Below are 24,756 nucleotides of genomic sequence, written 5' to 3'. Positions count from 1 at the left end.
CCTTTTCATGTTTTTGTTTCATTAAAACTATTTTGCCATGAGTAATTCTATTTTCACTACTGATGGATTGAGTGCCAAATATCATGTCTTTTTGGACTTTGTCTATACCATTTTTAAAGATGTTCTTAACCAACTAAAGGTGCTTAATATTTTACAAAGAATTATTATTGCTATATATTTTTCTTTGGTATTAATTTTTTTTAGCATGGCTCTTTATTATGCTTTGTTTCAGCGATGGTTTTAATCTTTGTTCTGATATAAAAAAAACAAATACAATTAAATATTCAATAAATACAAGCCAAAGGTTTTCTTTGTAGCTATGGTGCACGTATGCGCTATAACTAAGTATAATAGTAAAACTCCAAATAACAGGGAATTTATATTTGCTAAAAATGCTTAAAAATAATGGAATGGTAATATACCATGGGTGAACAATACTTGCTAATAAATAATAACACATAATTAAAAACAGCATACTTGTGAATAGTGTTTCTGTTTTATGATTTTTTCTAATAAGTGACATAAGGAGCGTAATACTAATAATAATTAAAGGAGTTGTTTTTCCAATCAAACCAATAATGTTATAGCCTTTAATCCAAAAGCCAATCTCTCTAGCTATGTAATAAATACTAGCATTGAATTCAAAGTTTTGAAAATAAAGCTCAATACTTGATGAAAAATTAGCTATTAATTCTTTATCAATAAAAGGAACAAATAAAATAAGGTTGATTCCTAAAACAATGATTCCAAAAACAAAGAACTTTTTGAACCCTAACCTTTTGTAGAAAAGAGGAATAAAAAGCAAAGGAATTAACTTAATTGAAACAGCAAAAGCCCAAAGCACAGCCGATAAATAATTTTTATTTGATAGTAAGTAATAAATACCAGCACTTAAAAAGGCAATCATCATTCCTTCATAGTGCAAGTTTCCTGTAAGTTCTATAATGATAAAAGGATTAATGAAGTATAAAAGGATTCTTTTTTTATCAATATTTAAGATTTCTAAAATTTTGATACCATAATATAAAGTGACGATGTCTGATATAATTAATGTCAATCTCATTACAATAGTACTGATAAGGATACCGTTTTGTGAAATGATGGCAGGAATAGTAAAGGCAAATTGATTTAAAGGAGGGTAACAGGTAAAATGACTTCCATTCATACTTCCCATACCTTTATAGAGCTCTATTCCGTTAGCAACAAGATAAGGGTTGTTTTCTGGCAATATTAAATATGGATTGATACCGTTTATCAAAGCTCTTCCATCCCATAGAAATCTATAAAAATCATCAGAAAGATTAGGAATGGCAAAAAGAATAATCAATCTAAAAAGTACTCCACTAGCAATTAACCATTTTATAGATAGGTTACCAAATTTGTATAACAATCCAAAACCTACAAAAAGAAGACTATAATAAGTAAATACCATACTAAAATCAGTTCTTGGAGTGTTATAAGCAAATAAATAATAGGCTATAATAGAAATAAAAATGACTAACAAAGTGTGTTTGTTAGTCATTTTAAAAGATTTTATAAATAATATCATTAGGCTATGTTGAGTCTGATTTGTCGAAACAAGAAGAGTTTATTTACATTACACTTTCTTAAATACAGAGGTATAAAATATAAATCCGAAACCTAAGAATAACATTATATGAAATATAATTAATCCACTATCAAAAGGAATGTACCAAGCATCACATGGAGCTAAACCGAACATACAGTCTTTGTCGTATACTTTTTGTTCATTTCTACCAATATATCTAACCAGCCAGGCACTTGTAATTCCAAATAAAAAGTACAGACATAAAATGCCTTCGTATACAACGTTTTTGGATGGTTTTTTACGAATGTATTTGTTTTTCTTCCATCCATCAATAGATTTAATATTAAATTTAGGAGTTCTAACAAATTCACTTCGCTTACGTCTATGTCCTTCTATTACTGCTCCTGAATTATTTAAAGACAGTCCCATAGCAACACTAAAGAATGTAAAAAAGGTTCTTATGTATTGAATAAAACCTTTTATTCCTGATTTTTGTTGAACATGTTTAAACATGTACCAATAGCAAATAAAGAATATTAAAGTACTAATTCCAAAAAAACTCATGGCAATAAAATAGCCCTTAAAATCATCAAAATAGTTTTTAACGTAGAGCATAGGCACACTTAATACCCCAACAATAAATACGTTTAAAAACATGGTACTGTTTAAAAGGTGTAATACACAGTGAGCTTTGGTTTTAAAAGGTAAATCTGAGTTCAGGATTTTTTTAAACATTTTCTGAAAGTTTTCAGCACCTCCTTTATTCCATCTAAATTGTTGAGATCTAGCAGCACTAATAACTACAGGTAATTCAGCTGGTGTTTCAACATCTACTAAATATTTAAACTGCCAACCTTTTAATTGTGCTCTATAACTTAAATCTAAATCTTCTGTTAAAGTGTCTCCTTCCCAGTTACCAGCATCGTAAATACATTCTTTTCTCCAAACACCAGCTGTACCGTTAAAATTAATAAAATGCCCTTTAGAGTTTCTACCCATTTGCTCAAGGGTAAAATGAGCATCTAGAGCAAAGGCTTGAATTTTAGTTAACAAAGAAAAGTTTCTATTAATATGTCCCCAACGTGTTTGTACAACTCCAATTTTTTGATCCTTAAAATAAGGAATTGTTTTGTGTAACCAATCTGGCTGTGGTAAAAAATCAGAATCAAAAATGGCAATAAATTCTCCTTTAGCAATCGCCAATCCTTCTTTTAAAGCTCCAGCCTTAAATCCTTGTCGGTTGGTTCTGGTTATATGTACAATATCTAGCCCTTTAGCTGCAAGTTTATTTACTCGTTCTTTTGTTTTGATAACAGTTTCATCTGTAGAATCATCTAGTACTTGAATTTCTAGTTTTTCTTTAGGGTAATCTAATAAAGCGATGTTTTTCAACAATCGTTTCATTACATATTTTTCGTTAAAAACAGGAAGCTGAATGGTAACGTATGGTACTTCATCTGGATTGTTTAAGTTAAATTTAGGAGCATTATCAAGATTTTTTTTATCCTTTTTCTTTGCTTTTAAATAATTAGAAAGCAGGTTTAGTTGAGCCAAGGCATAAAAGAAAACCATAATTAATGATACAATGTATATAACCAACAATATCCAGCTAATAATATAAAGAGTATCATCTGTAGGTTTTATAAGAGCAAATAGTAAACCGTGCAACATTATTTGAAACTATATTTAAAAATCCAACTTAAAATTTTAATTCCAGCAAAGATAGTTCCTTTTATCGTACCTGAAACTTTTGAAACACCAATTCTTTTTTTATACTTTACTGGTACTTCAAAGTAAGTCATTTTTTGTTTAAGTACCTTTAATTGCATTTCAATTGTCCAACCATAGGTTTTGTCTTGCATATTTAATTTTAGTAAACTACTGTATTTAATAGCTCTAAAAGGACCTAAGTCTGTAAAGGTTGCATTAAACATTATTTTCATTAAACTAGTTGCCAACCAATTTCCAAAGATTTGTTGAGGAGTCATAGAATTTTTTTCTCTTCCTGTTGATGTTCTAGCTCCAAGAACAAAATCATAATCTTGTTGAATAATAGGATTGATTAAATTTATAATCTCTTCAGGATAATCAGAATAGTCTCCATCTAAAAACACAACAATATCTGGATTGATATTGTTCATAGCAATATAATTTAAACCTTTTAAACAAGCATATCCATAACCTCTTTCTTTCTCTAATAGTACTGTAGCTCCTGCATTTTGTGCTACATATTGAGTGTTGTCTGTAGAATTATTGTTGATTACAATTAAACAATCAACAATATTTTTAGGGATATCATGTATTACATGAGCAATGGCTTGTTCTTCGTTATAAGCAGGTATAATTACTGCTACTTTGGGTGATATCATAGCGTTTCATAGTTGAAATTTTATGGAGTAGGATTCTTTTTTGTTAGTTCTAATAAATCCATACCATTACCCAAAGGTATATCATTTACTTTAGTTCTACTAATTCCCGTATTAGAACCATTTTCTAATTTTAAAACCCCTCTAGGGCAAACAGCAGAACAAATACCACAACCTACACAAGAGGAACGTACAATGTTTTGCCCTTTTTGAGCATAAGAACGTACATCAATTCCTTGTTCACAATAAGTAGAGCAATTTCCACAAGAAATACACTGACCTCCATTGGTGGTAATTCTAAATCTAGATTTAAAACGTTGTACAAATCCTAAATAAGCGGCTAGTGGGCAACCAAATCTACACCAAACTCTGTTCCCCATAATTGGATAAAAACCTGTACCAATAACCCCAGAAAATATAGAACCAATAAAAAATCCGTACCAGGTTTGTACATCATAAACAGAAATTCCCCAAAAAAGTTGTTTCCAACTAGGAATTTCAGCAAAGTATACATATAAAGTCAATCCTGTCATGATAGTGGCAAAAAGTAATACACCATGAATTAACCAACGTTCTACTTTCCATGAAAACAAAGATTTATCTGATAATTGTCTATAAGGATCTCCTAAAGTTTCGGCCAAACCACCGCATCCACAAACCCATGAGCAATACCATCTTTTTCCGTAAAAATAGACCATTACAGGAACTACTACAACAGTTAATAAAACACCCCAAACAAACATAAAAATTCCAAGATTTCCACTGTTTACTAACTGATTGATGTTCCAATCAAAAAAGAAAGTATAGTTTAAAGGCCATGCATTTTTAAAATCAAACCAGGGTTTGTTAAAAGCCACTAAGATTTCAGGAATTAGAAAAGCAAAGGCAATTTGAAAGAACAAAACAACAGCTGTTCTTATCATTTGATATTTGTTGTGACGATATTTAATAAACATTTTTACTGCAAAAACAGTCATTACAGAACAGTACATAAATCCGTATAAAAACCACTGACTAGCTGGATTTCCGCTTAAAGCTTTACTAATACCATTTACCGCTAAAATAGGGTTGACAAGGTAATTGGGGAAAAAATATAAAAAGATGTAAAAAACAATAAAAAAGAAAGCAGTTATAAAACCAATAATTCCTCTGTTGGTTGCACTATGTTGAAAAATTCCGTTGTTTTTAATTCCTGCTGGGCCTAATAATTTATAATCGGGAATAAACACTAATAAACCACCTATAATAGTCAAACCAAAAGTAAGCAAAAACCATAAAGCTGAGTTGTTTATAAACCAACCCGTTGCTGAACTTCTTACCAAAGGATACACAAAATCTTTAGAAGTTTTACTCCATTTTAAATGAATAATTTTATTCCAATCTACTTTAGGTTGATTATATTGATGTTCATTAGAAGCTTTAGCATTCTCAATTATTTTTGAGGATAATTCCCAAGCACTTAGTTCTTTGTTAACTATTTGTTTTTTGGTGTTTTCTATAAAATATTTGCTTTTTACTCCTTTACTATCTATCCATTTGGTATAGATTTCAGGAGTAACTTTATAGGTTCCTATAAAAATACTACCTATAAAAAAGGCAAAACCTAAAAAGGTTAAAATATATCCTATGTTTTTGATTGTTTTCATTTCTGTAATGTTGAATTGTATAATTTATTTTATGGATTCTGTCAAACAATTCAACTTGTTTGGAAAATTCGTTTCCAACTTTTCTTTTTCGATTTTAGATTCGTTCCATTCTCAGTGTTAAACTTTGAGATTATTTCACTTTCATGTTGATTGTAAAATTCAGGATCAAAATTGGCATCTTTTAAATGTTCTAACACGTGTTCAATAGTGCGTTCTTGTGTTAACCATTTATCAAAAACGTTATGTCTTAATCTAATTCCAAAAGTATTGACTCCTATAAATTTTCTAGAATTTGAATCATAATTAAAGTGCATACATTTTTTACCGTCTTTGTGTTCCCAATAAAAACGAGTTTCGTTTTCTTTGGGTTGAGCGGTAATCCATCCGTAAGTTTGATATTCTATATCTAAAAATTTAGCAGAATTAAACCAATGTCCTGGTTGGTAAGTGGTAGGAGTTCCACAAATAGTTCTGGCCACAGTTTCTCCCATCATTCTACCCGTGTACCAAACAGCCTCAATAGGTCTGCGTTCTCTAATAGCATTGAGTTGTTGAGCACAGTCTCCAATGGCATAAATGTTAGGAATGTTGGTTTCTAAATTTCTATTAACCAAAATACCTTTATCTGTTTTAATATCACTATCCTTTAAAAAAGAAATATTAGGACTCACTCCGGCAGTTAATCCAACTAAATTGCACTCAATGGTCTCACCTTTATCAGTAACAACCGCTTTGGCTCTTCCGTTTTCATCTGATAAAATCTTAACTAAATTGGTTTCTAAACGTAAATCTATGTGATGTTCTTTAATATGATTGTTAATCATGGCAGATTCCTCAGTAGGTAAAATTTTGTTCCAAAAACTAGACTCTCTTACTAAGAAAGTAACGGGAATGTTTTTAGAAGCTAACATTTCAGCCATTTCAATTCCAATCAGTCCACCACCAACAATTACTGCTCTGTGGCAGTCTTTGGAGTATTTTGTAATAGTATCTAAATCTTGTTTAGAATACATGCCTGTTACAGCCTTTAAATCTTGACCAGGCCAACCAAATTTGTTGGGTTTTGAACCTGTAGCAATAATTAAATCATCATAATTTAAAGTTTCTCCACTGTCTAAAGAAAGTTCTTTAGCATTAGTGTTTATCTGTTGAACATGAGCTTTAACTAAATTGATTTTATTTTTTTTCCAAAACCAGTTTTCATAAGGTTGGGTATGTTCAAACTTCATATGTCCCATAAAAACATACATCAGCGCAGTTCGGGAAAAGAAATATTTGGTTTCTGATGAGATAATGGTGATACGGTAATCAGTATTTTTTCTGATATGTCTTGCTGCAGTAACACCTGCAATCCCATTTCCTATGATAATAATATGTTTCATAATTTAATTATATAGAGAAAATTTCTTTTCTATCACTTTGTCGAAAGGGTTACTTATTTCTTAATTAATTTATATTATTTATAACGTATAAAAATTAAGTAATATACAGTAAGTAATTCCTTTTTTATACAACAGAAAGGAATACTTGAAATTAATCACTAAAAATGAACTGTATTATAAAAAGAAGTACCTATTTGTTAATAATAATATTTTTTGCGTTAAAAACCAATGCTCAATACGTAACTAGTATTAGTTATGAAGGAAATAAAAAGACCAAAGAAAGTATTTTAAACAATATTATTACTCTTAAAAAAGAACAGTTACTAGATAGTGTTACTCTTAATAAAGATTGTAAATTATTGAGCCGATTAGCCGTGTGTAATAATGCGGATTATAGAGTAGAAAGTAATGAAAGTGGTAATTACAGTGTTACTTATTTATTCTATGAAACCAATACTATTATTCCAACCATAAGCATATGGACAGCCAGTAATGAGCAATTTGCTTATCAGCTAGGTGTTAAAGAATTTAATTTTTTAGGACAAAATAAACAAATAGGTGTTTTTTATAGAAATAATGGATTTCACTCTTATTCATTTAATTACAAAGATCCTTTTTTGTTTAATGCTACTACAGGAGTTGAATTTGTTATACAACGTTTAAAAAGTTTAGAGCCTGTTTTTGTTAAGGATAATAAAACAGATTATGAATATTCAAATACTTCTATTGAGTTGTTGGGTACAAAAAAACAAAGTCCGTATCATACCCTAAAACTAGGAGTTAACTTTTTTAAAGAAGAGTATAAAGTATATAATATTAGTGAGACTAATGTAGAGATGCCAGGGGATACTAAAGTTGATAATTTTATGGTTAGAACAGGTTTTGAGTACAATAAATTAACTTATAAATATCAATATTTAAATGGATTAAAAATGAGTTTTAATGGGCAGTTAATATTTCCATTAAAACAAGATTGGCCAAGTTATATTATTGCTTGGAATGATTTAATGTATTATAAAACAATTGGATTAAGAGGTAACTTTGCAACTAGGTTAAGGGTTGGTTTGGCAAGTGAAGTAAATACTCCTTTTGCTCCTTTTGCCTTAGATAATAATTTAAATATTAGAGGGGTTGGAAATGTAATTGATAGAGGTACAGCTTCTTTGGTTTTAAATGCTGAGTATAGGCATACTCTTTATGAAAAAAAATGGTTTGCATTACAATCTAATGTTTTTATTGATGCCGGTAACTGGAGAAAACCAGGAGGGGAACTAGTAGATATAATATCTTCAAAAGATTTAGAAATTCACCCAGGAATAGGTTTAAGATTTATCCATAAAAAAATATACAATGCTGTTTTTAGATTAGATTATGGAGTTGGTATCATCAATGAAAAACAGCAAGGTTTGGTGTTTGGTATCGGGCAGTATTTTTAAAAGCATAAAACCTCAGCAAGCTATTGAGGTTTTATGTTTTATAATTTTTATTCTTTATAAATACAGCCAAGGATAAGGTTTTTTCTTTTAAGCTTAACAACACCCTCCACCATCGTAATGATAGGTAGATTTTGAAAAGTAAATATCATTTCTGCCTAAATCTTTTAAAGCTTGGGCAGTTTTATCGCAAATGGCTAATGGTTGATTTTTTAGCAAAGTATGTCCTTTTCCATCGTTAAAAAAGTCTTTATCTCCATAATAAATAGCTGCTTTTCCTGTAAATATACAAGGGCCGTCTTCTGGCATAGGATCTTTAATAGCAGCCACTTCAATAGATTCTATATAAATCAATTCCTCTGTAGGATAATTTTTAGGATCTAAAACTCTATATGGTTTTCTAGCTCTAATTTCAATAGTTCCAAAACCAGCATCGGTTAATATTTTAACATATTCAGCTATAGGTAAACTACCACTTAAGCACAAAGCACGTAATCGTTCATCATTACGCAAAGTATCATTCATAGGTTGTTCACAAGTAGGGTCACTCATTACCAAACGACCATGCGGTTTTAAAACTCGATACATTTCTGCAATGGCTTTTTTTAAATCATCTGCTTTAAAAATATTAAACAAACAATTTTGTGCGGCTACATCAATAGAGTTGTCATCAACAGGTAAATTTAGAGCATCTCCTTTTCTTAAATCGACAAAATCTTTATTAAACCAATCATTTTTTTCTTCGGCTTCTATAAAGTTTTTTGCAGATGCTTCTAACATTTCATCAACCACATCAATACCAATCACACCATGTTTTTGACGAGAGAAATAAGAAAATTGTAACAATTCCATTCCGCCACCAACACCAACGTACAATATTTTTGGACTGCGAGACAAATCACGAGCATGTACTGTAGAACCACATCCGTAGTTCATTTCTTGCATTATTTTTGGAATGGTTAGTCCAGGCAATTCCCAAATAGGATTGGTGGTGCAGCACAAACCTACGTCTGGGGTTAATGCAGCTTCTTTATATACGTTTTTGGTGGTTTCTAAGTAACTCATTTGTTAGGTGTAAAAGTTTTAAAGTTATAACTGCTCAATTAATTTGGTGAATAAAGTAATTAACTTAGGTTCTGCTTTGGCAGCCATTTCAAAAATTTCAGGAATATCAATTGGTTTTAAATTTTCTGGATCACATTCATCTGTTAAAACAGAAATAGCCACACATGGTAATGCAATTTGATTGGCCACAATTACTTCTGGAACGGTACTCATACCTACTGCATCAGCACCAATAATTTTTAAGTATTTGTATTCAGCTCGAGTTTCTAGTTGTGGACCTACCACAGATGCGTAAACTCCTTTGTGAAGATTGATGTTATTTTGTTCTGCAATGCTTTCTAGCTGTGAATTTAAGTTTTTGTTGTAAGGAGCAGACATATCCACAAAAATATTTCCAAATTCGTTAGCATTTTTAAACGCAAGGGGAGAACCACCTTGTAGGTTGATATGATCATCTATTAGCATTAACTCTCCCTTGTTAAAGTTTAAGTTGATTGCTCCGGCGGCATTAGAAATTAATAGGTGATTTGCACCAAGAGCTTTCATCACTCTAATTCCATAGGTAATTTCATTAAAGTTGTATCCTTCATATAAATGAAAACGACCATTCATCACCACAACTTCTTTTCCTGCAAGAGTTCCAAAAATAAGTTTACCTGCATGAGATTCTAAAGTTGCGGTTACAAAGTGAGGAATATCAGTGTAATCAATTTCGTGTGTGATGTTAATTTTATCAGTTAACTTACTTAGTCCTGTTCCTAAAACAATAGCAACTGTTGGTGCTTTAATTCCTTTTGCTGTAAGAAAATCAACACTTTCTTGTATGTTTTGTAAGGTCATTATTTATAATCTTTTACATGATGGAATAAAAAAGAACCTTCTTCTATATCCTCTAATAAATCAATATCATTTAATTCGTCTAGAATGGCTACTTCTTCGTTTTCAAAATCTAAAAGAGTATCTCTGAGTACTGAGTCTGTTCCCCATTCTTTATTGGTAAAAACATCTGTTCTAGGTTCGTCTAATCCTAATAAATAGTATCCACCATCTTCCGATGGACCAATAACAGGCTGTTGTTTTACTTGTTCAAAAGCATCTTCTAAAATTTCTTTTGATAGGCTGTCTACATCGCTACCAATAATAACAATTTCTAAATATCCTGCTCCAAACCCTTTAAAAAAGGCTTCTTGCATTTTGTTTCCTAAATCACCTTGAGCTTGAATCATTTTCATGTAATCTCCATTATCCCACATGTCATCAAATTCAATTTCATCAGTATAAAAGACCCATTTGTCAACCTCTAAATCTTTGGTGATTTGATGTGTATGAATTAATAAATCTTTATAAACAGCAAGAGCAACTTCATCAGAAGTGTTTTTTGCCAATCTTGTTTTTACTTTTCCTAATTCTGGTTTGCGTATAAATATAATTAAGAGTTGATTGCTCATTTTATATGATATATTTTTTGTTGAATTGTTTTTTGTTTAATCGCTAATCGCTCCTTGGCAGCTGCTTCCAGTCCCAGCTGTACAACCATAACAATGTTGAGAGACTACAATTTGTCTGTTGTTTAATTCATTAATATTAAATTCAGAGATATGTTTTCCTTTTGTTGCTACTTTTAAATCTAGTTGTTGATTAAAATCACAATCGAATAAATTACCATTCCAGTCTATGGAAATGGTGTTTTTACACATTACGTTTGCTACTGCTGATGGATTGTAAGCATCAACCAATTCATCCATATAATCTTCGTAATTTTCTGATGCAACTAAAAATTCTAAAAAGCGACTAATAGGTAAATTAGTAATAGAGAATAAGTTGTTAAAAGTGATGTTGAAATCTTCTTTAAGTGCTTTTTTAAATTCTTGTTCTAGTTCCGATTGATTTCCTGGTAAAAAAGCACCAGAAGGGTTATAGACCAAATCTAATTTTAAGCCCGTTCCTTCTATTCCGTAGCCCACTTTGTTCAGTTCTTTCAAAGCTTCGATAGAAGCATCAAAAACACCATCACCTCGTTGTTTATCTGTTTTTCCTTTTTTGTAAAAAGGTAGAGAAGAGACTACATGTATGTTGTGTTTTTTAAAAAACTCAGGTAAGTCGTAATATTTTTTGTTGGCTCTAAGAATGGTTAAGTTAGAACGAACAATAAAATCTTGTACCCCAATTTTACTAGCTTCTTCTACAAACCATCTAAAATTTGGATTCATTTCTGGTGCACCACCAGTTAAATCTAGAGTTGTAGCACCAGACTCTTTAAGTTTATTTAAACACAGTTGCATGGTTTCTGTGGTCATAATTTCTTTTCTGTCTGGCCCAGCATCTACATGGCAATGTGTACAAACTTGATTGCACATATATCCTAAATTCACTTGGAATATTTCAAGTTTATTAGGTTTTAAAGGATATTGATTGCTTTCGGAAACTTTTTGTTTAAAAGTAGGAAGCTCTCCATTGGCAAAAATCCCATTATTAAATAAGGCTAATTGATTTTTTGGATTTGCTAAACTATTTTTTCTTTTTGCAAGTGATTTCATTTTTTATAGTATTAAGTAGTGAGTATTGAGTATTGAGTTTTACAGGAGCTACTTTTAGCTCTGTACTCATTACTTTGTACTCTGTACTAAAACGATAGTTTATCGTATTTTTTCATCATTTGAACCCCGTGAACCAAAGTTGCTCCAGATTTTATAGCAGCAGCTACATGTACGGCTTCCATCATTTCTTCTCTTTCCAATCCACGTTTTAATCCGTCTGATGTATAAGCATCAATGCAGTAAGCACATTGTACTGTGTGGGATACAGCCAAGGCTATTAAAGATTTTTCACGAGCAGTTAAAGCTCCTTCTTCAAATACTTTTCCGTAGTATTCAAAAAACTTATCTCCTAATTCTTGATCCCATTCGCTAATTTTTCCAAAATCTTTTAAGTCTTTTGGATCGTAATATGTTTTTTGCATGCTTGTTATTTTTGATTGTTTAAGTTCCAATTATATTCTTTATAATCAATAGTTGCACCATTATTTATGGTAATGTTACTGTATTGGTTGATAAAAGTAATTAAATCGGTTTGTTGGGTAAAATCATCTTTAAACCAGTTAAAAATCTGAGATAATTCTATTTTGTTTAAGGATATATTGTTTCGGTCACTATCGTTGATAAAACTCTTCATTTGTGTGGTCAATAGCGAGTCTATATTTTTTTCAGTAAAAGCAATGTTTGAGAGTTGTGGACAAGATATAGAAGCACAATTTACTCCTACATGAATTCTAGGATCGTTATATTTTTTTCTAAGAATTTTATGTTCAACATCATTTAAAGTATAGGTTTTACTTCCAATTTTTACAAAAGGAATTTCCCAAGCGTTTTTATCATCTTTTTTAATTTCTAAAATAGATTTTAATGGATAGTGGTTTAGAATTAACTTAATTGTGTAAGCATTGTAAGCATTTATCCAAAAAGCTTTTTGTTTATTATGACTCCAATGATCATCCGGTTGTGTGTTTGCTAAATAAGATAAATATTGATTTAGTTTTATGCTATCATTTTTAAAACCATCATAGTTTACCCATCCTTTTTGATCAACGTGTTTTTGTAATAATTGATTCCACAGGGTTGATTGAGAAAAGCTAGTAAAACTGATAAATAAGATAAAAAGGAGTATTATTTGTTTCATGAAAGTTAAATGATAATAATTTAGACACTAGCTTAGTTGAGCGTTACCTTAAATCATTACAGAACTAATTTTTTTATTTCTTGATTTTCGTCTAAATTAAATTTTCTTCTCATGTAGTAAACAATTAAATAAAGTATAGGCGTATCTAATAAAGCGATGATTATTTTAAATAAAAATCCACTAATTACAAAAGGTATAAAAGAACTCCATGGGAAAACTTTAAAGAGGCAAAGTAAACCAACAACTAAGGAGGTGTCTATTAATTGAGAGGTAAAAGTTGAAAAATTATTACGTAACCATAAATGTTTTCCTTTGGTGTAGTTTTTCCAAAAATGATAAATTTTGATATCAATAAATTGAGCAGTTAAATAGGCCAACATAGAGGCTAATACACCTAAGGGAGATAAACCAAAAACTTTATTAAAAGTATTGTCGTTAATAGCAGAACTTTCAATAGCGGGTACTTGACTAGCTATATAGATAATAAACATGGAAAATACGGAAGCAAAAATTCCGACAATCACTACTTGATTGGCTTTTTTCTTTCCGTAAATTTCAGAAATAGTATCTGTAATTAAAAAAGTAATAGGGTAAGGTAATATTCCTACAGAAATTTCAAATCGATACCATCCAAAAGGTTCCCAATAAAAAAACTTTTGAAATATTAAATTAGAAACCACCAACGAAGTAATAAAAAGGGTTGCGAGAATTAAATAAATAGAGCTTGCTAGTTTCTCTTTTTTTGTAATCATACAGTATTTATGTTATCTTCCTTAAAAATACTACACTTTACACAAAACAAAGATTCTTTTAGGGCTTTTTTGTTATTTTTGCCCCACAAAATTTAGAAAAACTAATTTTTATGAAAGCATATGTATTTCCTGGACAAGGAGCACAGTTTACAGGAATGGGGAAAGATTTATATGATAACTCTCCATTGGCTAAAGAATTATTTGAACAAGCAAATGAGATTTTAGGATTTGAAATTACTAAAATTATGTTTGAAGGTTCTGCTGATGATTTAAAGCAAACCAACGTAACTCAACCAGCTGTATTTTTACATTCTGTAATTTTGGCAAAAGTTTTAGGAGATGATTTTAAGGCTGACATGGTAGCAGGGCATTCTTTAGGAGAATTATCTGCTTTGGTTGCCAACGGAACTTTATCTTTTGAAGATGGATTAAAATTAGTTGCTAAACGTGCCGATGCTATGCAAAAAGCGTGTGAATTACAAGCAGGAACCATGGCCGCAGTTTTAGGATTAGAAGATGCTGTTGTAGAAGAAATTTGTGCAGCTATTGATGGAGATGTAGTAGCCGCAAATTATAACTGCCCAGGTCAATTAGTAATTTCAGGTGAATTAGAAGCAGTAAAAGCAGCTTGCGAGTTGGCTACAGAAAAAGGAGCACGTAGAGCATTGTTATTACCTGTAGGAGGAGCATTTCACTCACCATTAATGGCACCTGCAAAAGAAGAGTTGGCTGCGGCTATAGAAGCTACTCAGTTTAATGAGCCTTCTTGCCCAGTATATCAAAATGTGGTAGCAAAAGCTGTTACAAATCCAGCAGAGATTAAAGAAAATTTAATAGCTCAGTTAACAGGTGCGGTAAAATGGACACAATGCGCACAAGCTATGATTGCTGATGGAGCTACTGAAGTGATAGAAGTTGGACCAGGTAAAGTATTACAAGGTTTGTTTGCAAAAATTGATAGATCTGTAGCTAGAAGTAGTGCAGAGATCTAAAAAATGGAATCCATTTAAAAGTTAAAATCCCTTCTGAAAATTCAGAGGGGATTTTTTTATGCTGTTTTTAGAATAGTATCTATTTTGGTTAATACTCTTTCCCAGTCTTTAGTATTTAGATTGAAATCGTGATTGGCATCTACAAATTGTAAATCTATATGATCACTTAATTTGTATTTATCTCTTATTTCTAGTCCTCCATATTCATCTTTATCTCCTTGAAAAATAGTCATAGGTGTTTTTAAGTTTTCTAAATGAAGATACCTGTCGGGCTCTATTCCGTTGTGTGGATTTTGAAAAGGATAACTTAAGCAAATAATATGTTTTATGTTTAGTTCGTCAGCTACTAAAGAGGCAAATCTACCTCCAGCAGATCTAGAGATAATAAAAAGTTCATAATTCTTGTCATAGTTTAAAATACGTTGTTTTAATAGTTTTATACGAATCTCTATGGTAGATAGTTTTTTTGAGTCTTTATTTCTACTATTTCGATTCGCTAAGTATTTAAAATAATTCCAATGGAAAATAACATAAAATGATTGAAGAACTCTGAGGTTAAGTTTCTTTATAACTAAAGGAATCCAAATATTTTTATTTTCAAAAGTTCTAAGTTTATAGATAAGATTTCCTGCAGGGTCTTCCCATTTGATTTTATGTTTATGACCTTTTAGATGATGTAATAATTTGTTTTTTAAATCTGTATCTTTTAACCAATCCTCTCTCTCAATTAAAAAAAACATTTTATTTTTTTTCATGGCTGTTGTTTTTGGAGAGTTCAATAATTGTTTTTTCATGTATAGGAAACAATTGTATTAATTCTTCTCTTTTTGCCAAAACAAAATCATCAAAATCAAAGCCAGGGGAAACAGCACAACCTACTAGGGTGTAACTGTTTTCTTGTTCAACGGTAGCTCCAAACCAATGTTCAGCAGGAACAGTATATTGAAATTGTTGTCCCTTTAGCACGTCATTCCCAAGCATAATAAAGCTATAATCTCCACTGGGTGAAATTTGATGAATTTTTACAGGTGCTCCCTCATGAAAATACCATGTTTCTTCTTGATTGATTTTATGGAAAGCAGAAAAATCATCAGAAGTTAAAAGAAAGTAAATACTAGTATAGTAATTTCTATCACTATTAAATTTATTGGGCAACGAGCTTTGAGATATTTTACCTGCGCTTCTATGCGTTTCTTTAAAGTATCCACCTTCCGGGTGTTGAATAAGCTCTAGTTTGTCAATCAATAATTGTGCTCTCTTTATCATGTTGTTGTTGTTGTTAGTTTTGAGTATAAACTTTAAAGTTTTGGTATTGTGACGACCTTGTAAACATATGCCTTAAACCAATTCTACCTTCTGTAATTTTATTTTCTGGTAATGCCCAAGAAAATAATTTAGAGATGTTTTTACCTACAACTTTAAAATATAGCTGATCCTCAGTTTTGATAACCGTAATTTGATAGGTTTTATTAGGCTTAAATAAGTCAGTCATAAAAAAAGCAGGAGGAAGCTCGGTAGAAGTATTAAAATTTTTACCTTCCAAAACAGGGTATTGACGAGTTCTAATGTAGTCGTTATTTGGAGTAGTATTTTTACTACCATAAGCAGCGTAGCTAATGTGTAAAGTTTTCATGTTTTTAAAGTAAGTACTCATGGCCGGAACTTTCCTTAAATCATTCCATTTGCTAATATCAGTTAAGTAAGGAGGTTTTCCAGTTCCTGTAGCCTGAATATAAAGAATGTTTACCCACTTTGTTGTTGAATCTTTTCGGGTGTAATTGTATTCTATTTTTATAGTTCCTTTAAAAGAATTTTTGGTCCACAAAACAGCATGGCAAGAATCGTTTCTTTCAACTTTACCAGCTGTTAAAATCATTCCTTTTTTAGTGTTTTTTACTTGGGCACGTAATCCATCTAAAAACCATTTTGATTTCCAGTTGTTGTTTCCATTGTCTTGAAACTTTAAATTCCATTTATTAGAATTGTTTAGTTGATCAAACTGTTCATTGTTTTGTGAATAACAGAATTGGGTAATCAATAAAAAAGAAATCAATAAAAAGTATTGTTTAATCATTTCTGTTGAGTGTTTGTTTAGCGCTCAATTTAATTATTTTCCTTAAAATGGAAATAAAAAAAATCAGCTATGAAGCTGATTTTTTTAGTGATTATATTTTTAAATAGCTGATTTTTTAATCAAATTTTGCCCATTCAAATTCCTCCTCATCATATTTAAGATCTGCATCTTTTTCCCAGATTTCCATTTCGCATGGTTTGCAATTAAACTTTAATTTATATTCGTTTTCTCCGTGTTTTAAGGTTAAAGGTTCTTTAACTTTTACCCCCATGGTATCTCGTTGATATCTAGCACATTTACCTAATTCGTATTTTACGCAATACTTGGTAGTCATAACTCTAGCTTTTCCAGGTTCCCACTGCAATTCAAAAGCTTTTTCAATTTCTTCTACACCATGTCTTTTGTAAAACTGTCTAGCCAATTTGTTAGAAACATTATAAGTAAAGTCTAATGTTTTTTCAGGATAAGGATGATCTGTTTTTACAATAGCTTGTTCTTCTCTATGGTATTCTTCAATTCTAATATCAATTAGATTTTCTAAAACAGTTCTTCTAATTTCGTTGATTTTAGAGATAGGCACAAACCAATTGTCTTTTACTTCAATAGTGATATCATCAACAATAAAAGGAGTGTTTCCTGTTTTAGCTAAGTTCTTTTTTAAGTTGCTTGTTAAGAAATCTTCTTTTTTTGCTAGTTCTTTGGTGATTTTAAATCCTTCGGAGCTAACGTGACCATCTTCATCGGTAGCTGTTAAGCAAAAACCGTATTGAGTTTCTTCAAATTTTAGTTCCACTCCAATTTTTCTGATAGCACTGTTGTCTTTTTCAACTTGCTTGTTAAAGTTGGCATCAGAGTTTCTAGAAATTAAGGTTCCTACAGGAATGTTTTTATAGTTGTTTGGAGTAATCCATCCGTTTTCTACAGTGTTGATTTGTACTCCATCGGCTTCGTTTTCCTCGTTAATAAAGTAAAGACCATCACCGTTGTTTAGTTTTTCAGCGTTTTCAATCAGGTATTTTCCGTTTTTAACTTCAACTACTTTACCTATAATTTGCCCTTTAGATTTAGGACTTTCCCAAGATCCTATTTTTGCAATACGTTTGTTTACAAAATAATCGGTATATCCACGGTTAAAACTTCTGTCCATTTCGGCATCAAAAGTATAGAAAGTTCTACCCGAAGAAGCTTTTTTATATTTTTCTTGTCCGTCTCCATTTAAGAAATTATCTAATCTCTTTCTTAGGTATGACACGTTGTTTTTAACATATACAACATCTTTTAAACGACCTTCAATTTTAAAAGACATCACCCCAGCTTCAATCATTTGAGGTAATTGATCACTTAAATCTAAATCTTTAATAGATAATAAATGACTGTTGCTAATTAAAGTGTCGCCATTACCATCTATTAAGTTATATGGCAATCTACAGTTTTGTGCGCAAGAACCACGGTTGGCACTACGTTCTCCTCCGGCAACACTCATATAACAGTTTCCACTAAAAGAAACACACAAGGCACCAGACACAAAGAATTCTAATTCAACATCACAAGCTTCTTTAATTCCTTTAATCTGGTCTAGGTTTAATTCCCTTGCCAACACCACACGCTTCATTCCAGCTTTTTGTAAAAACTCCACTTGTTTAGGATCTCTGTTGTTAGCTTGTGTACTTGCGTGAATGACAATAGGAGGCAAGTTCATTTCAAAAATGGCCATGTCTTGCACAATTAAAGCATCAACACCTATGTGGTACAATTCGTGAATTAATTTTTCACAAGTTTCAAGTTCATCATCATATAAAATGGTGTTAATTACTACAAATACTTGCGCTTTAAACAAGTGAGCATATCTTACCATTTCGGCAATATCTGCCACCGAATTGTTTGCATTTGTTCTTGCTCCAAACTGAGGAGCTCCAATATAAACTGCATCTGCTCCTGCATTAATGGCTGCCATTCCTTGAACTAAGTTTTTGGCAGGTGCTAAAATTTCAACCTTTTGTTTCATAAATCATATTCCTGTTTAGTAACTCTATAGTATATTGATAAAATGCTTTTTATCAAACAATTAGGCTAAGAGTCCTAGTAGTTTTAAAAATTAGGGATTGCAAAGTTACTGTTTTTTGTTGGTAAAATAATTAATAATCAAACGTTTAAGTGTATTTTGTGTTTTGTTTTTAGATTGATGAAAACACAGATTGAAATAAAATTAAAATGATAACTTTACCAGCTGTTATTAAAAACAAAAAGAAACATAGAGCGCATGTCAACAATCAACTGGAAAACAGCTAAGGAATACGAAGATATTACTTATAAAAAATGCAATGGGGTAGCAAGAATTGCTTTTAATAGACCTGATGTTAGGAACGCTTTTAGACCTAAAACAACTTCGGAATTATACGATGCTTTTTACGATGCACAAGAAGATACCTCTATTGGAGTTATTTTATTGTCTGCAGAAGGGCCTAGTAGTAAAGATGGAGTGTATTCTTTCTGTTCAGGAGGAGACCAAAAAGCAAGAGGTCATCAAGGATATGTGGGTGAAGATGGAATGCACCGTTTAAATATTTTAGAAGTACAACGATTAATCCGTTTTATGCCTAAAGTAGTAATTGCTGTTGTACCAGGTTGGGCTGTTGGTGGCGGACATAGTTTACATGTAGTATGTGATATGACTTTGGCGAGTAAAGAGCACGCTATTTTTAAACAAACAGATGCCGATGTAACTAGTTTTGATGGTGGTTATGGTTCTGCTTATTTGGCTAAAATGGTAGGGCAGAAAAAAGCTAGAGAAATTTTCTTTTTAGGTAGAAATTACTCTGCTCAAGAAGCTTTTGAAATGGGAATGGTAAATGCTGTTATTCCTCATGATGAGTTAGAAGATACTGCTTACGAATGGGCTCAAGAGGTTTTAGGAAAATCTCCTTTATCAATAAAAATGTTAAAGTTTGCCATGAACTTAACGGATGATGGAATGGTAGGACAGCAAGTTTTTGCAGGAGAAGCAACTCGTTTGGCTTATATGACAGATGAAGCTAAAGAAGGAAGAAATGCCTTTTTAGAAAAGCGTAAACCAAATTTTGATAAAAAATATATTGTATAATTGTTTGGAGGTACAAGGTAAAAAGTAAAAAGATTTTAGGATTAGTTAAGTAATCCTTAGATCTTTTACAATATATCCTTTTACAACTAAATCTTACGAACTCAACATAGATGAAACCACAAATCATAACTTTTTTAATAAAGTGTCCCGATCAAAAAGGGATTGTCTCTAAAATAACACATTTCTTTTATCAAGAAGGATTTAACTTAGTAAGTGCACAGCAATATACCAACTCAATAGACGGAATGTTTTTTATGCGTTTACGAATTGAGTCAGATGATACGGTTATTATTACTAAGGAACAACTAGAAGAACGTTTTGCTCGTTTGGCATCAGCTTATGATATTGTTTGGAGTGTAGATTATGGTACAACCAAACAAAAAGTAGCCATAATGGTTTCTCATACCACTCATAACTTATATGATTTGTTGCAACGTAATAAAGAAGAAAAATTACATTGTGATGTGAAAATGGTGGTAAGTAATCACACCAAATTAAAACCAATTGCTGATATGTTCGAAATTCCTTTTTATCATTTACCAGTAACTAAGGAAACTAAAAAGGAACAAGAACAACAATTGATAGATTTATTTGATGCTAATGATATTGATTTAATTGTAATGGCTCGTTACATGCAAATTCTATCTAATGATTTCATCAATCATTACCCAAATAAAATTATCAATATTCATCATTCTTTTTTACCTGCTTTCCAAGGAGCAAATCCTTATATGAGAGCTTACGAGAGAGGAGTAAAGTTAATTGGTGCTACTGCACATTACGCTACACAAGATTTAGATGAAGGGCCAATTATTGAGCAAGATGTTGAGCGTGTTACACACGAAAGTACACCAGCTACTTTAAAAGCTATAGGAGCTGATATTGAAACCATGGTGCTGGCAAGAGCGGTTAAATGTCATTTAAATAATCAAATAATTGTAGATAACAATAAAGCGATTGTATTTCCAGAAACAGGAGAGTAAAATTTAAATAGTACAAAGTAAAAGTACGAAGTACATAGTTAGCGTAGCTATGGTACTAAATACTCAGTACTCAGTACTTAATACTAAATAACATGAAAATCATTTGCATTGGTCAAAATTACGAAGACCATATAAAAGAATTAGGATCCAAAAGACCAGAAGAACCATTGATTTTTTTAAAACCAGATTCTTCAGTTTTACCTAAAAAAAATCCTTTTATCATTCCGCCTTTTTCTAATGAAGTACATTACGAAGTTGAGGTGTTGGTAAAAATCAACAAAGTAGGAAAATTTATAGGTAAAAGATTTGCTCATAAATATTATGATGAAATTGGTTTGGGTATTGATTTTACTGCAAGAGATTTGCAAGCCAAGTTAAAAAAGGCAGGTCACCCATGGGAAAAAGCAAAAGGATTTGATGGTAGTGCGGTAATTAGTCCTTTCTTTTCAAAAGAAAACTTTTCGGATTTAAATGATATCAATTTTTCTTTAGCTAAAAATGATGAAAAGGTACAAAAAGGAAACACCAAAGACATGATTTTTAAGATTGATGAGTTGGTTGCTTATGTTTCTCAATTCTTTACCTTAAAAAAAGGAGATATTATTTTTACAGGAACGCCTGTAGGAGTTGGAGCAGTTGCTAAAGATGATGTGCTTACAGGTTTTTTAGAAGACGAAAAAGTAATAGATATTAAAGTTAAATAATTTCAACAGAGGCAAAAGCCTCTGTTTTTGTATATATGAAAGCAAGTATAATTACCATAGGAGATGAAATTTTAATTGGTCAGGTGTTAGATACCAATAGCCAATGGGTTGCAAATAAATTACATGCGTTAGGAGTAGAGTTGGTAGAAACAGTTTCTATATCTGATACCAAAGAAGCCATTGTCAACGGAATAGATCATGCCCTTTCTGTTGCAGATTTAATTATTGTTACTGGTGGTTTAGGACCTACTAAAGATGATGTAACTAAATATACTTTGGTAGATTATTTTAAGGATGAATTGGTTTTGTATCCAGAGGTTTTAGAAGATATCAAAGCTCGTTTTAAAAAAAGAGGAATTCATTTTTCTGAGTTAAATAAAACGCAAGCCATGTTGCCCAAAAAGGCAACTATTTTACCTAATAAGCTAGGTACGGCAGCAGGAATGTGGTTTGAAGAAAACGGAAAAATTGTGATTAGTCTACCTGGAGTTCCTTTTGAAATGAAAGGTTTGATAGATGCTGAGGTGTTACCTAGGTTAAAAAATATAGGAGGGTTTCCGTCTCAGGCATACGAAACCTATGTGTTGTATGGAGTTGGGGAAAGCAATGCAGCAGATATGCTTTCTGATTTTGAGAATAATTTGCCAAGCTTTATCAAATTGGCATATTTACCAAGTCCAGGACGTTTAAGACTAAGATTAACAGGAGTTCATCAAGATAAATTGTTGTTAGAACAATCTATTAAGCAATTAGGAAAGGAATTGATGATGGTGTTTAAAGAGGAAAGCATCATTCAAGGAGATTTAAGTTATGTAGATTTTCTTCATCAATATTTAACAGAGCATAAAGAAACTTTGTCTGTAGCAGAAAGCTGTACAGGAGGTAGAATAGCGAGTGATTTAACAGAAAAAAGTGGAGCATCAGTCTTTTTTTTAGGAGGTGTTGTAGCTTACAATGCATTGTTAAAGCAAAATATTTTAGGAGTTTCCAAAAATACGATTGCTAAGTTTAGTGTAGTGTCTAAAGAAGTAGCTCAAGAAATGGCTTTGGGAATACAGAAGATAACAGGTTCTAAATACGCTATTGCAACTACGGGAAATGCAGGTCCTTTAACAGATGATACAAATGAGGAAGTAGGTATCGTTTATATAGCAATAGCTACACAAAATCAAGTATTTGTAGAGCAATTTAATTTCGGACAGCCAAGAGAAAAAGTTCTAGAACAGGCTAAAAATAAGGCTTTTGAGATGCTTAGTAAAGAAATATTAAAAAATCAGTAAATTAATTTTGTTTGTACCATTATTTGTTGTTAAATTTGCACTCCGTTTAGAATTAAATTAAAACTGTTACGAGATGTCTAAAGTTTGTGAACTTACTGGTAAAAAAGCAATGGTTGGGAACAATGTTTCTCACGCATTAAATAGAACAAAAAGAAAATTTAACGCTAACCTAATTACAAAGCGTTTCTATATCCCTGAAGAGGATAAGTGGATTACATTAAAAATATCTACTGCTGCGTTAAAAAATATCAATAAAAAAGGTATTTCTGCTGTAATTAAAGAAGCAAAAGAAAAAGGTTTTTTAGCTAAATAATTTTTCTTACTAAAAGCATATATAGAGATGGCAAAAAAAGGAAACAGAGTACAGGTTATTTTAGAGTGTACTGAACACAAGGCATCTGGTCAACCAGGTACGTCTAGGTACATTACAACTAAAAACAAAAAGAATACTCCAGATAGATTAGAGATTAAAAAGTTTAATCCAATCTTGAAGAAAATGACAGTTCACAAAGAAATTAAATAATATAGGATATGGCAAAGAAATCAGTAGCATCGTTACAGACAGGTTCTAAAAGATTGTCTAAAGCTATCAAAATGGTAAAGTCTCCAAAAACTGGAGCTTATACTTTCGTTGAAGCTATTATGGACCCAGAGCAAGTAAAAGACTTTTTTGCAAAAAAATAATTTTTTTGTAAAATTTATATACAAAGGCTACTTTCAGTTACGAGAGTAGCTTTTTTTGTATTTTAACGCTTTCGTTCGATAATAAGTGTAAATAAATAAAATATGAGTTTTTTTAAGAAAATATTTTCTTCTGAAAAAAAGGAAACCTTAGATAAAGGTTTGGAAAAATCTAAAACTAGTTTTTTTTCTAAACTGTCTAAAGCAGTAGCAGGAAAATCTAAAGTAGATGATGATGTTTTAGATAATTTAGAAGAAGTGTTAATTTCTTCTGATGTTGGGGTAGATACTACTTTAAAAATTATTGAAAGAATTGAAGAGAGAGTAGAGCGTGATAAGTATTTAGGTACTGACGAATTAAACTTAATTCTTAGAGAAGAAATAGCCGCGTTATTATCAGAAACCAGTGGTGAAGATGCATCAGATTTTGTAATTCCTGCAAACAAAAAACCTTATGTGTTAATGGTTGTTGGTGTAAATGGTGTTGGTAAAACCACTACTATTGGTAAACTCGCTGCTCAATTTAAAAAGAAAGGTTTAAACGTTGTTCTTGGGGCAGCTGATACTTTTAGAGCTGCTGCGATAGATCAATTACAGGTTTGGGCAGATAGAGTAGATGTTCCTATTGTAAGACAAGATATGGGATCCGATCCTGCTTCAGTTGCTTATGATACACTAAAATCGGCAATATCTAAAAATGCAGATGTTGTAATTATCGATACAGCTGGTCGTTTACATAACAAAGTCAATTTGATGAATGAGTTAAGCAAAATAAAACGAGTAATGCAAAAAGTGGTGCCAGATGCTCCTCATGATGTTTTATTGGTCTTAGATGGTTCTACTGGTCAAAATGCATTTGAACAAGCAAAACAATTTACATTAGCTACAGAAGTTACTGCTTTAGCAGTAACTAAATTAGACGGAACTGCAAAAGGTGGAGTGGTTATTGGTATTTCTGATCAGTTTCAAATTCCAGTAAAGTATATTGGAGTAGGTGAGGGAATAGACGATTTACAAGTTTTTAACAAGATAGAGTTTGTAGACTCTTTCTTTAAATAATAAAAAATGCAACAC

26 protein-coding genes are annotated in these 24,756 nt (G+C 31.3%); 10 read left to right on the top strand and 16 right to left on the bottom strand.

Annotated features, from left to right (window positions below; genetic code table 11):
- Positions 1 to 190: 190 nt before the first annotated feature.
- From ACXGQT_RS07355 to ACXGQT_RS07335, 5 genes are all read right to left on the bottom strand, one after another.
- The gene (locus ACXGQT_RS07355; protein WP_457830743.1) at positions 191 to 1,522 is read right to left on the bottom strand and encodes a glycosyltransferase 87 family protein; all 1,332 of its coding nucleotides are present in this window, start codon (positions 1,520 to 1,522) and stop codon (positions 191 to 193) included.
- A gap of 75 nt (positions 1,523 to 1,597) precedes the next feature.
- A complete protein-coding gene (locus ACXGQT_RS07350) occupies positions 1,598 to 3,220 on the bottom strand; it encodes a cellulose synthase family protein (protein ID WP_457830742.1) in 1,623 nt (540 codons plus the stop codon).
- Entirely contained in the window at positions 3,220 to 3,918 is a 699-nt protein-coding gene (locus ACXGQT_RS07345) for a glycosyltransferase family 2 protein (RefSeq protein ID WP_457830741.1), read from the bottom strand. Before ACXGQT_RS07345 ends, ACXGQT_RS07350 begins: the two co-directional genes overlap by 1 nt.
- A 20-nt stretch (positions 3,919 to 3,938) precedes the next feature.
- Entirely contained in the window at positions 3,939 to 5,561 is a 1,623-nt protein-coding gene (locus ACXGQT_RS07340; RefSeq protein WP_457830740.1) for a 4Fe-4S binding protein, read from the bottom strand.
- Positions 5,562 to 5,611: 50 nt separating this feature from the next.
- On the bottom strand, positions 5,612 to 6,943 hold the full coding sequence (locus tag ACXGQT_RS07335) for an NAD(P)/FAD-dependent oxidoreductase (protein ID WP_457830739.1): 1,332 nt from the start codon (positions 6,941 to 6,943) through the stop codon (positions 5,612 to 5,614).
- Positions 6,944 to 7,107: 164 nt separating this feature from the next.
- Between ACXGQT_RS07335 and ACXGQT_RS07330 the strand changes: the two genes are divergently transcribed.
- Positions 7,108 to 8,379: a POTRA domain-containing protein gene (locus tag ACXGQT_RS07330; protein ID WP_457830738.1), complete on the top strand. Its 1,272-nt coding sequence runs from the start codon at positions 7,108 to 7,110 to the stop codon at positions 8,377 to 8,379.
- Positions 8,380 to 8,472: 93 nt separating this feature from the next.
- Here the strand turns inward: ACXGQT_RS07330 and arsM are convergent, their stop codons facing one another.
- The 7 genes from arsM to ACXGQT_RS07295 form a co-directional block, all read right to left on the bottom strand.
- Positions 8,473 to 9,441, bottom strand: coding sequence for an arsenosugar biosynthesis arsenite methyltransferase ArsM (gene arsM / locus ACXGQT_RS07325; protein WP_457830737.1), 969 nt, complete (start codon positions 9,439 to 9,441; stop codon positions 8,473 to 8,475).
- Positions 9,442 to 9,465: 24 nt separating this feature from the next.
- The gene (locus tag ACXGQT_RS07320; protein ID WP_457830736.1) at positions 9,466 to 10,281 is read right to left on the bottom strand and encodes a purine-nucleoside phosphorylase; all 816 of its coding nucleotides are present in this window, start codon (positions 10,279 to 10,281) and stop codon (positions 9,466 to 9,468) included.
- Positions 10,281 to 10,889, bottom strand: coding sequence for a TIGR04282 family arsenosugar biosynthesis glycosyltransferase (locus tag ACXGQT_RS07315; RefSeq protein WP_457830735.1), 609 nt, complete (start codon positions 10,887 to 10,889; stop codon positions 10,281 to 10,283). Before ACXGQT_RS07315 ends, ACXGQT_RS07320 begins: the two co-directional genes overlap by 1 nt.
- A 36-nt stretch (positions 10,890 to 10,925) precedes the next feature.
- Positions 10,926 to 11,978: an arsenosugar biosynthesis radical SAM (seleno)protein ArsS gene (gene arsS, locus ACXGQT_RS07310; protein WP_457830734.1), complete on the bottom strand. Its 1,053-nt coding sequence runs from the start codon at positions 11,976 to 11,978 to the stop codon at positions 10,926 to 10,928.
- A gap of 86 nt (positions 11,979 to 12,064) precedes the next feature.
- Positions 12,065 to 12,400 carry an arsenosugar biosynthesis-associated peroxidase-like protein gene (locus ACXGQT_RS07305; protein ID WP_068824214.1) on the bottom strand — a complete coding sequence of 112 codons (336 nt, stop codon included), beginning with the start codon at positions 12,398 to 12,400 and terminating at the stop codon, positions 12,065 to 12,067.
- A 5-nt stretch (positions 12,401 to 12,405) separates the two neighbouring features.
- A complete protein-coding gene (locus ACXGQT_RS07300; protein ID WP_457830733.1) occupies positions 12,406 to 13,116 on the bottom strand; it encodes a DUF547 domain-containing protein in 711 nt (236 codons plus the stop codon).
- A 56-nt stretch (positions 13,117 to 13,172) separates the two neighbouring features.
- Positions 13,173 to 13,868: a queuosine precursor transporter gene (locus tag ACXGQT_RS07295; RefSeq protein WP_457830732.1), complete on the bottom strand. Its 696-nt coding sequence runs from the start codon at positions 13,866 to 13,868 to the stop codon at positions 13,173 to 13,175.
- 110 nt (positions 13,869 to 13,978) lie between these two features.
- Between ACXGQT_RS07295 and fabD the strand changes: the two genes are divergently transcribed.
- Positions 13,979 to 14,860, top strand: coding sequence for an ACP S-malonyltransferase (fabD, locus tag ACXGQT_RS07290; RefSeq protein WP_068824217.1), 882 nt, complete (start codon positions 13,979 to 13,981; stop codon positions 14,858 to 14,860).
- Positions 14,861 to 14,916: 56 nt separating this feature from the next.
- Here the strand turns inward: fabD and ACXGQT_RS07285 are convergent, their stop codons facing one another.
- The 4 genes from ACXGQT_RS07285 to ACXGQT_RS07270 all read right to left on the bottom strand — a co-directional run bounded on the left by ACXGQT_RS07285 (position 14,917) and on the right by ACXGQT_RS07270 (position 18,939).
- On the bottom strand, positions 14,917 to 15,615 hold the full coding sequence (locus ACXGQT_RS07285; RefSeq protein WP_457830731.1) for an alpha/beta family hydrolase: 699 nt from the start codon (positions 15,613 to 15,615) through the stop codon (positions 14,917 to 14,919).
- The gene (locus ACXGQT_RS07280) at positions 15,602 to 16,126 is read right to left on the bottom strand and encodes a cupin domain-containing protein (RefSeq protein ID WP_457830730.1); all 525 of its coding nucleotides are present in this window, start codon (positions 16,124 to 16,126) and stop codon (positions 15,602 to 15,604) included. Before ACXGQT_RS07280 ends, ACXGQT_RS07285 begins: the two co-directional genes overlap by 14 nt.
- 13 nt (positions 16,127 to 16,139) lie before the next feature.
- Positions 16,140 to 16,934 carry a DUF1961 family protein gene (locus tag ACXGQT_RS07275; protein WP_457830729.1) on the bottom strand — a complete coding sequence of 265 codons (795 nt, stop codon included), beginning with the start codon at positions 16,932 to 16,934 and terminating at the stop codon, positions 16,140 to 16,142.
- Between the two features lie 115 nt (positions 16,935 to 17,049).
- On the bottom strand, positions 17,050 to 18,939 hold the full coding sequence (locus tag ACXGQT_RS07270; protein ID WP_457830728.1) for a peptidase U32 family protein: 1,890 nt from the start codon (positions 18,937 to 18,939) through the stop codon (positions 17,050 to 17,052).
- 255 nt (positions 18,940 to 19,194) lie between these two features.
- Here ACXGQT_RS07270 and ACXGQT_RS07265 point away from each other — a divergent pair, with 255 nt between their 5' ends.
- The 8 genes from ACXGQT_RS07265 (at position 19,195) to ftsY (ending at position 24,741) form a co-directional block, all read left to right on the top strand.
- Positions 19,195 to 20,034, top strand: coding sequence for a 1,4-dihydroxy-2-naphthoyl-CoA synthase (locus tag ACXGQT_RS07265; RefSeq protein WP_157359322.1), 840 nt, complete (start codon positions 19,195 to 19,197; stop codon positions 20,032 to 20,034).
- A gap of 110 nt (positions 20,035 to 20,144) precedes the next feature.
- Positions 20,145 to 21,017 (top strand): formyltetrahydrofolate deformylase, encoded by an 873-nt coding sequence (gene purU / locus ACXGQT_RS07260; RefSeq protein ID WP_457830727.1) that lies wholly within the window; start codon positions 20,145 to 20,147, stop codon positions 21,015 to 21,017.
- Positions 21,018 to 21,109: 92 nt separating this feature from the next.
- Positions 21,110 to 21,721, top strand: a complete 612-nt coding sequence (locus ACXGQT_RS07255; RefSeq protein WP_457830726.1) for a fumarylacetoacetate hydrolase family protein — start codon at positions 21,110 to 21,112, stop codon at positions 21,719 to 21,721.
- Positions 21,722 to 21,756: 35 nt separating this feature from the next.
- Entirely contained in the window at positions 21,757 to 23,001 is a 1,245-nt protein-coding gene (locus tag ACXGQT_RS07250; RefSeq protein ID WP_457830725.1) for a CinA family nicotinamide mononucleotide deamidase-related protein, read from the top strand.
- A 73-nt stretch (positions 23,002 to 23,074) separates the two neighbouring features.
- The gene (gene rpmB / locus ACXGQT_RS07245; RefSeq protein ID WP_457830724.1) at positions 23,075 to 23,314 is read left to right on the top strand and encodes a 50S ribosomal protein L28; all 240 of its coding nucleotides are present in this window, start codon (positions 23,075 to 23,077) and stop codon (positions 23,312 to 23,314) included.
- Positions 23,315 to 23,341: 27 nt separating this feature from the next.
- Positions 23,342 to 23,524 carry a 50S ribosomal protein L33 gene (gene rpmG, locus ACXGQT_RS07240; protein ID WP_010134999.1) on the top strand — a complete coding sequence of 61 codons (183 nt, stop codon included), beginning with the start codon at positions 23,342 to 23,344 and terminating at the stop codon, positions 23,522 to 23,524.
- 8 nt (positions 23,525 to 23,532) lie between these two features.
- A complete protein-coding gene (locus ACXGQT_RS07235) occupies positions 23,533 to 23,685 on the top strand; it encodes a DUF4295 domain-containing protein (RefSeq protein ID WP_457830723.1) in 153 nt (50 codons plus the stop codon).
- 102 nt (positions 23,686 to 23,787) lie between these two features.
- Positions 23,788 to 24,741, top strand: coding sequence for a signal recognition particle-docking protein FtsY (ftsY, locus tag ACXGQT_RS07230; protein WP_457830722.1), 954 nt, complete (start codon positions 23,788 to 23,790; stop codon positions 24,739 to 24,741).
- Positions 24,742 to 24,756: the final 15 nt, after the last annotated feature.

Source organism: Wenyingzhuangia sp. IMCC45467 (assembly GCF_054111205.1).
The sequence above is the reverse complement of the archived record's forward strand: the minus strand, read 5'-3'. Positions and strand labels throughout refer to the sequence as shown.